Below are 15,259 nucleotides of genomic sequence, written 5' to 3'. Positions count from 1 at the left end.
GTATAAATTTCTTTTCTAAGCTTTACTCGGCCATCGGGTAGCCTTTGCTGATCCAGTTTGTTTTCAGGTTTACCGGCAGGTCTAGTAACCGGGCATTTTTATACCCTTGCTGCTTGAGCAACGCAAAAGCAGGCCGCACATTGGGGCATTTGTCGTAAGGGCAGCAACCACAGTAAAACACGACCATTTTGTCTTTAGGCACCTTTTTCAGGTAATTCTGCAACGCGGCCAGGCCTTCTTCGTTACTTGAAGCTCCTACTCCTACAGCTCCTTTAATATTATTTACAAAGCCGATATTAAGGATCAGCGGGTCGTTCTTCTGGTTTTTATCCTGTAACAGCTGTGCCAGCTTCGCCGGATCCATGATGTCCTTGCTCGTCCAGGGGTATGCCTGCTTACTTAATTGCGGAGTGCCGCCAAGTGCCTGGGCATGCACTTGTGGTGCTGCTGCCAAAGCCAGCAGGCAGAACAGAAAAGAAATCATTAGCTTTTTCATATGGATTGCTTCAGGTTGAAATTAATAAGTATAGATGTACGTGTTATTTTCCTGATAACGCGGGAAGTGGCAAAATAAATCCGCTGCTGCTTATACAAGGCAGCTTATACTTTAAACTGCAGGTATTTGATCGGAATACCTTCGGCCAGATAGCGCCGTTCATAGGTAGTATAAATGCCCATGGTATGTTCCTGCAAGTCAGAATGGTAGAGATCGTCGGTATAGAGCAAGTGTTTTGGTTTGCGTTCCTGCAAAACTTCCAAAGTATAGGTATACAGATCCAGGTTGTCGGTTTTGAGGTGCACCAGGCCTCCGGGCTTCAGGATCTGCTGGTAAATGGCTAAAAAGCGGGGTGACGTGAGGCGGCGTTTGATATCCCGGTCACGGGGGCGCGGGTCCGGAAACGTAACCCAGATCTCATCCACTTCCCCTTCGGCAAACTGCTCATCAAGCTGTTCGATAAACGTGCGCAGGAAAGCCACATTCGTTAGTTCCTCTTCCAGGGCACGGGTACTTCCCTTCCAGATACGTTCGCCTTTGATATCGATGCCTATAAAATTCTTATCCGGGAAAAGCTTTGCCATGCCGATGGTATACTCTCCGCGGCCACAGCCAATTTCCAGTACAAGCGGGTTGTTGTTTTCAAACTGTGTTTGGCGCCAGCTCCCTGCCAGGTTTTTGTAAAGTTCATCCCCGTCCTGAATAACGTTTTCGCGGGTAGCAATGGTAGCAAATTTGGCAAGCTTCGATCGTGACATGTTATAATTCTTCTATTTCTGCGACTACAAAGGTACTACCTCCGATAAATATAACCTCATCCGGGGCTGCATTTCGCCTGGCTGCCGCAATCGCTTCGGCCACAGTGGCATATCTCTGGCCCTGTAAGCCAGCCGCTGCAGCCTTTGCTATTAATTCAGCTATTGGTAGGGCGCGGGGTATCTGGGCCTGGCAGAAATAATAAATATAGTTTTTAGGGAGCAACTGCAGAATGGTGGTCACGTCTTTGTCGTTTACAGCTCCAAATACGAAGTGCACCTGCCGGGGCTGCAGCATAGCCAGTTGGGTGAGCACCTGCCGGATGCCGTCTTCGTTGTGGCCAGTATCGCATATGGTTAAAGGCTTTTGGTGAAGTACCTGCCAGCGGCCTTTCAGGCCCGTCAGAGTTTTGGTTGCCGCCAGTCCTTGCCGGATAGCCTGCTCCGGAATACTAAATTCACGTTGTTCCTGCAGGATGGCCAGCGTTTGCAGCACACCCGGCAGGTTATACTGCTGGTATATGCCCGTCAGGTCCAGTTCCAGCCCGGCCAGGTATAACGCTCCATTGCGGTATACCTGGAAAAGCTGGCGGTTTAAATCTACTTCCAATGGTTCAACCCGGAACTGGTCGGTGGCAAAGTATAAACTAGCGGCAACTTCGGCTGCTTTGGCGCGGAATACTGCTTCTGTCTCCGCATGCTTGGTGCTGATCACGGCCGGAATACCGGGCTTGATGATGCCGGCTTTTTCGGCTGCAATGGCAGGCAGGGTATCACCGAGCAAGGCCTGGTGATCAAGGCCTATATTGGTGATCAGCGAAACTTCGGGCGTAATGATGTTAGTGGAGTCCAGGCGGCCGCCCAATCCCACTTCAATGACCGCTACATCTACCTGCTGATCGGCAAAGTACCGGAAGGCCAGGGCAACTGTCATCTCGAAAAAGGAAGGCTGGATGCGGGCAAAAAGCGGCTTGTGCTCCGCCACGAAATCGATGAGGTAGGCCTGCGGCACTTCCACCCCGTTTACCCTTACGCGCTCAGTAAAGGATTTAAGATGCGGGGAAGTATAAAGGCCGGTTTTATATCCTGCCTGCTGCAGCACGGCAGCCAGCATATGCGAGCTGCTGCCTTTGCCATTGGTGCCAGCCACATGCACGGTTTTGAACTGCTGCTGCGGTTGGCCGAGGGCCCCGCAAAGGGCCAGAATATTGTCGAGGCTCTTCTTAAAAGCAGCATTGCCGATGCGGTGAAACATCGGCAATTGCTGGTATAAATAATCAAGACACTCCTGATAGGTCATCTGCAAAGTATAAATTAGCGGGATGTAATGCGGATCGTTACAATGCCGCTGGCTCCCGTGGAATTTCCACCACCGCCCGTGCGGCTGAAGGATGTTTTCTGAAGCTGGTCCTTATACCATTTCAGTACCTGTGGCGAAACGTTATTTTCCAGCACTTCCACATTCACGATATTTCCTTCCCCGTCAATTTTGATCCGGAATTTAATGATGCCGGATTCGTTGTTGTAAGGATCGCGTTTTGGTTCGATGTCGTAGCGCCAGCCGGGCATGTCGAGTGAGCCGCCTGCGCCGCCACCTGGTTTTCCGTATAAGGCTTTGGCATCCAGTTTCCCTTCGGGATTGCCTTTATCGCCTACTTTACCTGTATCGTCGCCGTTGTTATTCCCGGTTGCTTCATCCGAGCTGCCGGCTTTCCCGTTGCCGGTGCTGGTAGTGGGCTTGCCAGGGTAGAGCGACTTGGGCTTTTCAGGTTCTTTCTTAGCCACTTCCTCTACCGGCTGTGCCTTCACAGGTGTCTTCACCGCTTCTTTCGGTTGTGGCTTGGGCTGTGGTTTTGCCTCTTCCTTCACCGATACCGGGGCATCGGCGGTTGTAGTCACCACTTTAGGGGCATCGGCTGGCTGAGGCGGCGTTGCTTTGGCTACCGGCTGCGGATCCGGTTCAGGCTCCGGTTTGGGTTGCGTCGGGGCCGGTTTGCTGTCCTTTACATTTTTAGAGACATTGGGTGTGGCCATCGTCTGCACGTCACCACTTCCAACGGCATCCAAACCAAAGTTCAGTTCAATACCATCCACCTCTGCCGGCGGATCAGGTGCCCGCCAGGCCAGCATATAAATCAGGAAAAGCACAAGAAGGATATGCACCACCACGCTCACGGCAGCGGCAATACGCTTGTGCTTCTCTTCCTGCTGCATTTGGGCAATTGTTGCCATAGTAATCCTTATTCTGTTGGCACGGTGGCCAGGGTAACACTTGCATTCAGGTTCTTGGCAATACCGGCTACCTTCACCAGGTATTCCACGGGCACGCTCTTGTCTACGTGCAGAACCACGGCGCCGTCTTCAGCATTTTGTAAGAGGGCAGTCAACTGTGGTTCTATTTCCTCTGATGCAATGGGTTTATCGTTCAAGAAATACTTTAAGTCCGAGGTAATGGTCACGCTTATCTTCTGCATCACGATATCGGAGCTTTTGCTGCTCGGTAAGCTTACCGGCAAGCCCGATGGCGTAACGAAGTTAGAGGTAAGCATGAAGAAAATGAGCAACAGGAAAATGATGTCCGTCATAGACGACATGCTGAACTCGGCGTTGATCCTGTTCTTAGAGCGAAAATTCATACTTACAGTTGGGGTTCTTGTAACAGATCAAGGAACTCGATAGAGGTATACTCCATCGCGTGCACGATATTATCAATTTTAGAAACCAGGTAGTTATAGGCCACATAAGCCGGCAAACCAATAATAAGACCGGCAGCGGTCGTAACCATGGCCTGGTAAATACCGCTCGACAGCAACTTCGGGCTTACCGTGCCCTCTGCTTGCGCAATAGCGATAAAGGCTTCGATCATACCTGTTACCGTACCCAGGAAGCCCAGCATCGGGGCTGCACCGGCAATAGTAGCCAGGCCGGAAAGATAGCGCTCCAGGCGGCTGATCTCGATCTTGCCCTGGTTCTCAATAGAAGTCTCAATGTTTTTCAGTGGGTGACCAATGCGCGTAAGGCCTTTGCCAATCATTCTGGAGATAGGCGTGTTGGTTTGCGCGCACAGCATCTTGGCTCCGTTCACATCGCCGGAAAGCACCATGCTCTTGATCCGGTCGTTAAAGCCAGCGGGGTTTTGAGAGGCTTTCTTCAGGGTCAGGTAGCGCTCCACAAAAATGTAAACAGCAGCCAAAGAAAGCAGCAACAGCGGGATCATGGCCCAGCCGCCGGCCAAAGCCAGGTCAATCAGGGAAACAGTGTTCTCAGAGGTAGCCTTTGCGCCCTCTGCAAGAGCTGTGGTAGAATCGGGCGTCAGCTCCGTGGTGATTTGTAATAAGAAAGGTGTCATGTTAATATTTAAGTACCCAAAGTGTTTCTCCGTATTTTTTTCTTAACGCCATTAAAGCCGCTTGTGCTTCTACCTGGTCTGCATAATCTGCTACCGATACGCGGAAGAGTTTGCTACCGGGGCCCGGTAGCAGGACCTTCGCATCTGTTCTGCCATCTTTCACAATGGCCTGGCGACCTATTTCGGCATTTTCCAGGCGCGAATAGCCTCCTGTGATCACAAAGTAACGGCCTGTTTTATGATTAATTGTGAGGGCTTCTTCTTTTACAGGCTCAGCTTCTGCGGCAACTTGCATTTGAGGTGCAACGGACTGATTTACAGAATCTATTAAAGCAATGTCTGAAGTTATACTTTGATCTACCGAATCCGCTGTGGCTGTTATTTCTTCTTCCTGGGCAACTGGCGCTGCCGTCGGCAGCATCACCGCATAAGCTGCTTCACGCTCGTCAGCGGTATACGGCACGTAATCTGTGGCGTAGCGGACGGCCGGTACGTTGTTGTAGAGCGAGTAGTTCCCGACAAACGAAGCGATCGGGTTCAGGCTGCCCATGTTATAGTCGGTCTGCAGCGACAGGAAGTATACGGCTGTAGTGGCTAAACCAGCCAAAGCGATGCCGGCGGCTACATTGTACAGACGCTTTACTTTTTTGCGGAACGGCTGCTTGCCGCTTACCTGTACCTGCTCGCGCTCTTTTAACAAGGTGCGCAGCACGGCAGGCTCCTGCACGCGGATCGGACGGGCTACTACTTCCGGAAGCCCAAAGCTTGCTTCCAGCAGGTTGTCGCCTTCCGTATACTCAAACTGCAGGCGGCGCTCGGCATTGTAGCGGAACACACCGATCTCCGGCAGCTCAAACCGGTGCTCGGCATTGAGCTTATACTTGGCCTGATGCACAAAATCAGCTACCAGGCGCTGTGCCTCCTCTTTCGTGATCCCTTTCTGATAGGCAATGGTGCTGATGAGCAGGCCATCGTTGAGGGTCAGTTTCTCATTAAAAGCGATCTTTTTGGAAGGAGGCGAAAACGTATGCTTCACCGGATTGATCCGGGCCGAAACATAATGCGTGATCAGACCGCCAAATTCCGGGATGATGACACAATCATGGTCATAGAGCAGCGCTTTGATATGCTTTTCAACCATAGGCTTTTAGAATGAGTAGGTGATCCCTCCTATCAGGTTTATACTTTTGCCAGGATAATTTACGAACCTTTCGTATTTGTTTCCAAACAAGTTATTGGCCATCACAAAAATGGTGAAATTATTCGTGAATTTGTAATCGCCTTTCAGATTCAGATCCACAATCGCGTCTGTTTCGCGCAGCACCGATGTTCCGTCAGGGCGGTAGATTTTCCCGAAAGAGGACCCAATATAATAAAGTTCTGAATTAAAGAGAATCTTATCAAAGAAGTTGTAGGTACCATAAACGCTGGCTGCCATCTCCGGCCGGTGAAACGCTTTCTCTAAGCTGGCGGTGTTATACTTATTATAATCAACCTTTAAACCTAAACGGATCTCATCGGAATAATTGAAGGAAGCGTCTGCAAAAAAGTTCAGCACATTGGTTACCCCATCGTCATACACCAGCTCAAACTTGCTGGAGTCGGCCCGGGAGTTGTTGTAGAAGTATAAGTTGCGATAGTTTTGATAGGCTACGCGCCCCACCAGGTGTACATAGTTGTAAATGTTGGCATCAAAGCCGCCGTATACTTCCAGCCCTTTGTTGATGTCGGCTACCTGTACGTTTGGCGCCAGCCACGGGTTCTCCTGTGTCAGCTGGTATAAAGTAACTCTTTGCAGATCACCCCCTAATCCACCATAAACCAGCAGGTTACCTTTGATTGGCTCTGCCGAAATACGCACCATCGGGTAGATGTTCAGGTTCTTGGCATCGTTCACTTCATCGCCGGTGTAGGCCAGGTTTGCCCCGATCGACAGGCGGATGGCATTCAGCTGCCGCTCATACGTGGGGTTCACCTTAAAGAAGGTGCGCGTCGCTGTGGCAGAATCTTTATGTGCCACCATCGACAAGTCCGCATCGATCTTGAAAACAGAAGATTCGTCTATGGTATAATCGCTGCGTACGCCAACAGCTACATTGCTTTCGCTCATGTTGTAGCGTTCGTTCAGATAGTTGAACCGGATATCGCCTTTGAAAAGGAAAGGCGCGCCAGAGGTTTTGTTATGCAGAAAGGCTTCAGCTGCAAACCGGTTAAATACCTGCCTGATCGTGTCCTTATCTACTTCGCGCTCTACATCCTGGTCATAGCCATAGAAGTTATACTTGTCGCGGCCATAGTTCAGCTTGCCGCCTACCGTAAGTCCCTGCAGGTAACGCTCGCCATGCAGACCAATGGCACTGTTGGCTACCGCCGAATTGCTTTTATCTACCGGGCCGCGGGCTGAGGCGATGTGGCTTACATCAGCGCCAAAATCAGCTACTTTGCTGCGTTTATTATGAAAGTATCCCTTTAAGTATAACGTGCCATAGTTGCCAAGGCCAGCCTTCAAGTAGTTGCCATAGAGCTTGGTCAGCTCATCCTGCTTGATGGTGAGCACCTTCATCTGCAGGTCGATTTCCTGCTGCGTCAGGCGGTAATCGTTATAGCGGTACGTCACGCTGCGTGGACCTGCTTCGGGCGGGTTGATGTGGAATTTCTCAAAGTTACGGGCCGCCTGGGGCAGCTCGATCACCCGGTTCTTTTCAACTACCACCTCGGCATCTTCCAGCTTGGCCCCTTCGTTCCAGCCTGCATTGTTCTGCGCCTGCACGCTGTTCATGTAGCTATACCCCACACTCAGAACAATGGCAAGCGAGGCTATTCTTAGTTTATTTTTCATGGTGATGATTCTCTTCTGCTAAATCTGACGTTACTACTGCTGCTTTTCGTGCTTCTGCTGTGTGGAATCGTTGGCCGGCACCACCTGTTGCTGCGTGGTATCCAACTTATTCGGCACGCTGTCCTGCTTTAGCGGCAGGCTATCCTGTTTTACCGGTACGCTGTCCTGTGCGGGCATCAGTTGCTGCGGCTGGGCACCGATAGTCTTTTTCGCTCCCTGGGCTGTTTTCCCGGCGTCCAAAGTAGCCAGTTTCTGTTTCGCTTCGGCAACAATGGTTTGGTCAGGCGAGTTCTCGATGATCGAGTTAAGCGTTGCCCGGGCCTGGAACAGCTCATTCTGCGCGGCATAATTGTCGGCAATGATCAGGAAGGATTTGCCTAGCCAGTAGTCGTAGTTGGAGAACTTGTTGTTGTAAGCATAAGCAGCGTCCAGCGACTCTTTATACTTCTTCTGCTTGAAGTATAGCTCGGCCACCAGGTACTGTGCCTCGGCGCCATTTACGTCAGCAGCCGATTTGGCTGTTTCCTGCAGTTGGATAAGGGCTTCGTCCATGTTGCCCTGGGCATAAGACGCCTTGGCCCGGAACAGGAGCGCGGTGTTGTAGGCATTCAGCGCCGCATTGCCCTGGCTGATCAGCTCGTTGGCTACGCGTTTGGTTGCCGCATAATCGTTGGTGCGGTAGTAGCTTTGCATCAAGCCGGTAAGCGCCGTTTGCTGCTCTTTGCGGTTGGTCGCTACATCGCGCAGGCGCGAGTAGTATTTGATGGCTTCCGGATAGTTTTTGGCATCCAGTTCAATGTCGGCCACGCGCTGGATAGCGCGGTTCACGTATTCGGACTTATTTTCCGCGATTACTTCCTTCAGTCGCTCTTTGCCCACCTGCGTGTTGTTCTGGCGCAGGTATGAATCGGCCAGAAAGTAACGTGCATCCGGCACAAACGTGCTGTTCGGGTACGTTTTGATGTAGGTCTCGAATTTAGGAGCTGCCTGGGCGTATTTCTCATTGAAGTATAAGGTTTTAGCAGCTTCAAATTCAATGCTTTCTAAAGCATCGCTTTTTGGGTTGGCTGATTTATACTTGTCCACGTAAGTATCGAACTCACTGCTGCGGTTCTCCGTGCCCAGCACTTCCTGCAGGCTATATAGGGCGCCGCTGGCTACTTTAGACGCCGGGAACTCGTCGAGTACACGCTTCTGATCGGCAATGGACTTGTCATACTCGTGCAGATTGGCATAAGCCGTTCCGCGTTTTTGCAGGGCATTCGGTATCAGTTTGCTGTCCGGCATGTTGTTGATGAGCGTGGAAAAGGCCGACACGGCTGCCTGGTAATTTCCCGCTTCATAATCGATCACGGCCAGCTGGTACTGGGCATCATCCAGGTAACGCGACTTCGGATTCTTGCTAAGCATGTCCTGCAGCGCCGCTTTGGCTTTATCGTTTTTACCTACCAGGCTCAGCACCACGCCTTTCTGGAACTGGGCATAATCGCGGTCCGGTGAGCTGGAAGCGATCACGCGCTCGTACAGGTTCAAGGCCTCGTTGTAGTTCTTGTTAACATAGTAGGTATCTGCCAGGCGCACCGTGGCATCGTTGTAGTTGGGGTTGCTTGGCTTTATGGCATCCAGGTAGGCCTTGAAGTGGGTCATGGCCTTGTCGTACTGCTTGGTATTGAAGTAAGCGTAGCCAATGCCGTAACGCGATTTGATGGCGTAGTCCTCTTTGGTGCTTGGCGTGGTACGGAACACGGCCGCATAGCTGTTGATTGCATCGTCATAACGCTGGCCGATAGAAAAGGCCTCGCCTTTCACGAAATGGCTGGCTGCGGTTACTCCTTTGTCGTACGGATACTGCAGCGACTTGTCGAGCATCTGCACGGCCTGCGGGAATTTGGAATTATTAAACAGGTCTACGGCATAGTAATAGGATACCCGCTGGTAGGTCTGCAGGATGCGCCAGCTCTTTTTGGGCAGGCTTTCGATGTGGCGGATGGCAGCTGCGTAGTCGTTGGAACCAAAGTAGGCTTCGCTCAGCAGTTTATCTGCTTCCTCGCCCTGTTCCGAATCCGGGTAGTCTTTGGTGAAGTTCGCAAGCGCATTGATCACTTCGCGGAAGTTGCCCATATCATAACTTACCTGCGCATACTTCAGCGTGGCCGCTTCTGTGATGGCTTTGTCCTTGTCATTTTTGCGGGCCTGGTCAAATGAAGTAAGGGCAAACTGCTTGTTGTTTTCCTTCAGGTAGCTCAAACCCAGGTAGTAGGCGGCATTCTGGCCCAGGGCATCTTTCTTCAGCGCCACTTCTTTAAAGTTGGCGATGGCGTTTTTGTAGTTGTTGTTCTTGTAGTCGGTCAGCGCGATCTTATACTGCACCACCGGCTCGAGCGAGCGCTTTCCTTCGGCATATTGGCTGAAATACTTTTCCGCTGTTTTATAGTCTGCCCGCTGGTAATAGGCATCGCCTACCAGCAGCGCAATTTCATCAGCCTGCTGCACTTTCGGGGTTTTGGCCAGCGCCGCCTCGCCGTAGCGGATCACCTCGTATACATCGTTCTCCTTGTAGAGGATCTCAGTGATCATATAAGGCACAATACCGGCATAGGCTTCGTTTTTCTCAGCTATTTTCAGGTCCGTTTTGGCGGCGGCATAGTCGCCTTTGCGGTAAGAAATGTAGCCGGCATAGTAGTTAGAGGCGTAGGCAAAACGGTGCTCGTCCTGCCGGAAGCCGTTTGTTTTGTTTTTATCGAACCAGATCTTGGCGTTGTCAAAATCCTTAATGGCAAAGTAAGAATAGCCCAGCTTAAACTCCAGCTCTTTGGTCTGCTTGATGCTGAGCAGGTGCAGCGGTGCCTCTTTCAGCAGCTCTACTGCTTTTTTATATTCTTTCTGCTCAAAGTAGTACAGGCCCAACTCATAGTTGGCCAAGGCTGTTTTGGGGTGCGTGGGGTACTTGTGCACGAAGTTGAGGATAAGCTGCTCGGCGTCCGGGTGCAACAGGTATAAGCCGCTGAGGGCATAATAGTACTGGGCATCCGCCGTTTTGGCATCGTCGCCGATCAGCTCGATATACTTGCGGAATGCCTCCTGCGCCGAACCATACTTGGCCCGGTCAAACAGTTCTACGCCTTCCTGGTAGTACTTCTCGTTGGAGGTAAAAACCTGCGTGTGCTGGGCCACCACCACGTGCGAACCGCCAGCCAAGACCGACGCCAGCGCTACTTTGTAAGCTATCTTCATATGTTTTTCAATGGCCCTTACAGGCTAAATTTATCTTTTTAAGGCCGTAAGCCTTTTTCTACTGCCTTCCTTTCAGCATCGGAAAAGGCTAGTCGTTTTCAAAGTTAGTAAAATTTAAAAAGCGGGCGCGGCATTTTCTGCGATAATCTTTCCCGTGCGCCACCTGTAAATATGGCGCAACACCTATATAATGAGCAAAGCAGCTACTTTATTGTACCTCCTGCAAAATTTGCTTTTCTCAGGAAGCCAGTGCCCGCGGCACCGGATGCAACACTTTAAAGATCAGCTCGCGCAGGATGTCCGCTTCGCTCATATCGCCACCCGTAATGCCTTTAACCTGCAGGTCGGCCACCCGGATGTAATGTATAATATCCACGCACCGCTGCAAGGGGAACACGCGCATGGCGGCCATGTAATCTTTCACTTTCCAGGCCTGGTTGCCCAGGCTTTTCTTCAAGCCTCCCTCCGATTTATCGGCCTGCAGGTGCAGGCTAAGGAGCTTGGTGAAAAAAGAGAACAACAGCGACAGGTTGGGGATGAGCGGATTATTTTTTGGGTTGGCTTCAAAATAATGGATGATGCGGTTGGCTTTCAGCGCGTCGCGTGCGATGAGGGCGGCCTGCAGCTCAAAGATGTTATACTCCTTGCTGATGCCCACGTTCTCCTGCACCACCTGCTCATCAATGCCCTGGCCGGGCCGCAGGTTGATCAGGAGCTTGTCGATCTCGTTGGCAAGCCTGGAGAGGTCGGCGCCGATATATTCGCTGAGCATTAAAACCGCTTGCTGTGTGGCTTTTATACCCTTGCTCTTCAGGTAAGCGTTTACCCAGGCGGGCACCTGGTTGTCATACAGCTTTTTGGTGGTGAGCAGCACCGCGTGCTTGCTGATGGCTTTGCCTAGTGCCTTGCGGCCGTCCAGCGTCTTGTGCTTATGACAGAATACCAGTATGGTCGAGGGTAGCGGCTTTTGCAGGTAGGCTTCCAGCTGTTTCATGCCTTCTTCCTTTTCCAGGTCGGCCATACTCTGGGCTTCCTTCACGATCACCACCGAACGGTCCGACATCATCGGGAAACGCTTCGCCTGCAGCAGCACCGCCGGCACATCCACATCCTTTCCGTACAGCACTACCTGGTTAAAGCCTTTTTCATGCTCCTGCAGCGCGTGTGCCTCAATATAATCGGAGATCAGGTCGATGTAGTAGGATTCTTCGCCCTGCAGAAAGTATACCGGCGCAAATTGCCTGTTTTTCAGCTGCTCCAGAATGCCCTCGGGTGTGTGCGACATAGCGGTTGTAGTGGTGTAAGTAGAACGCAGCCATTTGCGGCTGCTCATACAAATTTAAAGTATAACCGCTAAAGTTTCCCTATAATTTACCGGAAGATGCGCAGAAAGAAGGCTGCGTGCTGCAAATCATACTTCTCCCAAAGCTTACACACTTTGAACCAGGTACAGGAAAGCCAGGCCGGCTGCAATGGCAATGCCGAAGCTGAGCAGCGTGCCAATCAATACATATTCGGTAAGCTTGCGGTCTTTTGATTCTTTCAGGTCGCCAAACCGGAAAACGGATTTTGCTGCCAGCAGAAAGCCCACCGCTTCCCAATGGTTGGTGATGATGAATACAAACACCAGGACCCGCTCCAGTATTCCGATAAACCGCCCCGCCTGCCCCAGTGATTCTCCATTCGTGCTTTCGGTATTTGGGCTCCACCTGGAGATGAGCACTTTTATCAAGACAGCGGAGACATAGGTAACAAACACCAGGAAGATAGCCAATAGCAGATTTTCCGGAGTATATAAACTGCTGAAATGTAAAGTATAAGGGGTATAGCTATAAACCACTGCTGCCAGTACGACCAAGTGCGCCAGCTGATCCAGGAAGAACAGCAACCGCTTGTTATGATCGTTCTGCAAGTATAATTTGGCCACATCAATCAGGAAATGCGACACAAGTATAACGACAAAACCCAACCAATAGCGGGTATTAAAGCCCAGCAACAGCAGCAGCGCCGTCGCATGCACAGCCATGTGCAGGTATAACTTCGGCGATCTGAGCTTTCGGGTTTCCTTGTCTTTTACCCAAGCATCCGGCTGCACGCAGAAATCACCAATAAAGTGCGCCAGCAATAGTTTAAAGAATAAGATCATGAGGTTGGCGGAAGTATGGCATGGATCAGGTGGCAGTAATGTTTCTCCAGGCGCATGATGGCATCATAGCCTGCACGTTTCTGCCTGTCGCTTATGCGGCCTTGTGTAATGCCGAGCTTGTTGGCAAGTTCGGTTTGGGTGGCTTCGGGCAGTTCGAGGGAGAGCTTTACGATTTCGGCGGAATTCTGCGTCCAGTTATCCATCGTCAGCAACGCCAGGTCCAGCATTAGGTTCAGTTGCGCATCCACATCCGGCCAGGGCGAGCTGATGGCTAACGTGTCCTTTTTCAGCTGCTCAAAGAGCCTGCCTGAGCGCACAAACGCATCGCCGTTCGCTTCCGTAATCTTGGGCGCCTCAAACGATTTCTCCCCGATGCCAATGGCCATCCGCACATCCAAGCCTTTAACAGTTTTAATAGCAGCCTTAAGCTTTATGGCAATTTTCAAGGCATCGGCCACCTCCTGCACTTCTACCTGGAAGCTATCGCCCCGGTAAATTTCCCAAACTTTGGGCTCCTGACCTACCTGGTTTAGCTCAGCCTTCAGTACATCGAGCCATACCCTGGGCTGGCCTGCTTTTCGGGAGTTAATAATATCACCGGTAATGATGCTTGTCATGAAATAGCTTATCAAATTGATGCTGCTAATATATCTGTTTAAAAGCGGATAATCAAATATATCTTGTTTTAACCGGATAATGGCAATTATCTGTAAGATATTACTTAGGAGCTAGTATAGGTAATTTGTCCAGTGACTTCTGGTCCAAATGAAATAATGAAAGTTAGGGCTTTCCAGTCAGTACGCCGCCAGTTGAATGTCTTCAGTTTCAAATCACCTTAATCAATTTCTGTGACAAGTAACAAGAAGCATATTAAATTATGACTTCTCTAAAACATGACCATACCGTTATGGCCACAAGGGGCAAAGGCTGTAAAATTCCTGGTTATTACAGGCCTATCCGTCTTCAATATAGCATAATAAGTATAAAGTAGGGCTATAATTCTGCTGATGCCGCCCCAAACTCCCAACTCTTTTTTATCTTTGCCCGGAATAGACGACATACGAATACATGAATCTGATACAAGAACTGCGTTGGAGGGGCATGCTCCATGATTTTATGCCGGGCACGGAAGAGCAACTGGCCGCTGGCATGACGAGCGGCTACATTGGCTTTGACCCCACTGCCAAATCGCTGCACATTGGCAACCTGGCCACTATTATGCTGCTGGTGCATTTGCAGCGTGCCGGCCATAAGCCCTTTGCCCTGGTAGGTGGCGCCACCGGTATGATCGGTGATCCGTCAGGTAAATCGGCGGAGCGGAACCTGCTGGATGAAGAAACCCTGCGGGCTAACCAGGAAGGTATAAAAGCCCAGCTGGAGAAGTTCCTGGACTTTAACTGTGGTGCCAACTCGGCCGAGATCGTCAACAACTATGACTGGTTCAAGGAGTTCAGCTTCCTGGGCTTTCTGCGCGAAGTGGGCAAGCACCTGACGGTAAACTACATGATGGCAAAAGACTCGGTAAAGAAGCGCATCAGCGCCGACGAAGAAGGCGACCGCGCCGAAGGCTTGTCGTTCACGGAGTTCTCTTACCAGCTCATTCAGGGCTACGACTTTTACCACCTGTATAAAAACAAGAACGTGCGCCTGCAGATGGGTGCTTCCGACCAGTGGGGCAACATCACCACCGGCACCGAACTGATCCGGCGCATCGACGGAGGCAAAGCCTTTGCGTTGGTAGGCAAGCTGGTGACTAAAGCAGACGGTACCAAGTTTGGCAAATCGGAAGGCGGCAACGTGTGGCTTGATCCGAATCTGACCTCGCCTTACAAATTTTACCAGTTCTGGTTAAACCTCTCGGATGAGGAGACTGAAAAGCTGATCAAGGTATATACATTGCTTGGGCAAGAAGAAATTGAACAACTTATAGCAGAGCACAAACAGGCTCCGCACCTGCGTGTGTTACAGAAAGCCCTGGCTAAAGATGTTACAATTCGCGTGCACTCTGAAGAGGACTACTTTGCGGCTGTGGAAGCCTCCGAAATTTTATTTGGAAAAGGTGATCTGGAGACGCTGAAAGGCCTGAAAGAGGATATTTTGCTCTCTGTTTTTGAGGGAGTGCCCCAGATAGCCGTATCCGCTGCCGACTACCGCCAGACAGCTACGGTAAGCGACCTGCTCTCGGAGGTAACGGGCAGCCAGATCTTTGAATCCAAGGGCGAGGCTAAACGCATGATCAAGAACGGCGGCGTGAGCATTAACCGCCAGAAGGTGCAAAGCACCGAAGAAGCCGTAACGCAGGAGTTGCTGCACCAAAAATACCTGGTGGTGCAGAAAGGAAAGAAGAACTATTACCTGATCACCGTTAACTAGCTGATTACAAGTTGTTTAAATAAAAAAGGCGACCTGCAAAGGCCGCCTTTTTTATGATCTGCTAAGT

At 50.8% G+C, this 15,259-nt stretch carries 13 protein-coding genes; 1 reads left to right on the top strand and 12 read right to left on the bottom strand.

The features are described from left to right. Positions 1-22 precede the first annotated feature (22 nt). From LWL52_RS08215 to LWL52_RS08160, 12 genes are all read right to left on the bottom strand, one after another. The gene (locus LWL52_RS08215; protein WP_242918740.1) at positions 23-496 is read right to left on the bottom strand and encodes a rhodanese-like domain-containing protein; all 474 of its coding nucleotides are present in this window, start codon (positions 494-496) and stop codon (positions 23-25) included. Positions 497-600: 104 nt separating this feature from the next. Beyond that, the gene (gene trmB / locus LWL52_RS08210; protein WP_242918738.1) at positions 601-1,254 is read right to left on the bottom strand and encodes a tRNA (guanosine(46)-N7)-methyltransferase TrmB; all 654 of its coding nucleotides are present in this window, start codon (positions 1,252-1,254) and stop codon (positions 601-603) included. 1 nt (position 1,255) lies between these two features. Beyond that, complete coding sequence (locus tag LWL52_RS08205) at positions 1,256-2,551, bottom strand: bifunctional folylpolyglutamate synthase/dihydrofolate synthase (RefSeq protein ID WP_242918736.1); 1,296 nt, start codon at positions 2,549-2,551, stop codon at positions 1,256-1,258. Between the two features lie 14 nt (positions 2,552-2,565). Then, positions 2,566-3,483: a hypothetical protein gene (locus LWL52_RS08200; RefSeq protein ID WP_242918733.1), complete on the bottom strand. Its 918-nt coding sequence runs from the start codon at positions 3,481-3,483 to the stop codon at positions 2,566-2,568. 8 nt (positions 3,484-3,491) lie between these two features. Beyond that, positions 3,492-3,887, bottom strand: a complete 396-nt coding sequence (locus LWL52_RS08195) for an ExbD/TolR family protein (protein WP_242918731.1) — start codon at positions 3,885-3,887, stop codon at positions 3,492-3,494. Between the two features lie 2 nt (positions 3,888-3,889). Continuing rightward, positions 3,890-4,600, bottom strand: a complete 711-nt coding sequence (locus tag LWL52_RS08190) for a MotA/TolQ/ExbB proton channel family protein (protein WP_242918729.1) — start codon at positions 4,598-4,600, stop codon at positions 3,890-3,892. A gap of 1 nt (position 4,601) precedes the next feature. Then, the gene (locus LWL52_RS08185; protein WP_242918727.1) at positions 4,602-5,741 is read right to left on the bottom strand and encodes an HU domain-containing protein; all 1,140 of its coding nucleotides are present in this window, start codon (positions 5,739-5,741) and stop codon (positions 4,602-4,604) included. A gap of 6 nt (positions 5,742-5,747) precedes the next feature. Next, positions 5,748-7,439, bottom strand: a complete 1,692-nt coding sequence (locus tag LWL52_RS08180; RefSeq protein WP_242918725.1) for a TonB-dependent receptor — start codon at positions 7,437-7,439, stop codon at positions 5,748-5,750. 33 nt (positions 7,440-7,472) lie between these two features. Beyond that, positions 7,473-10,673, bottom strand: a complete 3,201-nt coding sequence (locus LWL52_RS08175; RefSeq protein ID WP_242918723.1) for a tetratricopeptide repeat protein — start codon at positions 10,671-10,673, stop codon at positions 7,473-7,475. A 238-nt stretch (positions 10,674-10,911) separates the two neighbouring features. Continuing rightward, the gene (holA, locus tag LWL52_RS08170; protein WP_242920682.1) at positions 10,912-11,958 is read right to left on the bottom strand and encodes a DNA polymerase III subunit delta; all 1,047 of its coding nucleotides are present in this window, start codon (positions 11,956-11,958) and stop codon (positions 10,912-10,914) included. A gap of 144 nt (positions 11,959-12,102) precedes the next feature. Further along, positions 12,103-12,819, bottom strand: a complete 717-nt coding sequence (locus tag LWL52_RS08165) for a DUF3307 domain-containing protein (protein WP_242918721.1) — start codon at positions 12,817-12,819, stop codon at positions 12,103-12,105. After that, positions 12,816-13,436: a SatD family protein gene (locus tag LWL52_RS08160; RefSeq protein ID WP_242918719.1), complete on the bottom strand. Its 621-nt coding sequence runs from the start codon at positions 13,434-13,436 to the stop codon at positions 12,816-12,818. The genes LWL52_RS08165 and LWL52_RS08160 overlap by 4 nt, the downstream gene beginning before the upstream one ends. A gap of 451 nt (positions 13,437-13,887) precedes the next feature. Between LWL52_RS08160 and tyrS the strand changes: the two genes are divergently transcribed. Then, positions 13,888-15,192: a tyrosine--tRNA ligase gene (tyrS, locus tag LWL52_RS08155; protein ID WP_242918717.1), complete on the top strand. Its 1,305-nt coding sequence runs from the start codon at positions 13,888-13,890 to the stop codon at positions 15,190-15,192. Positions 15,193-15,259: the final 67 nt, after the last annotated feature.

Origin of the sequence: Pontibacter liquoris, from assembly GCF_022758235.1 — a bacterium.
GTDB lineage: Bacteria > Bacteroidota > Bacteroidia > Cytophagales > Hymenobacteraceae > Pontibacter > Pontibacter liquoris.
This window is presented reverse-complemented; position numbering and strand designations above follow the sequence as displayed.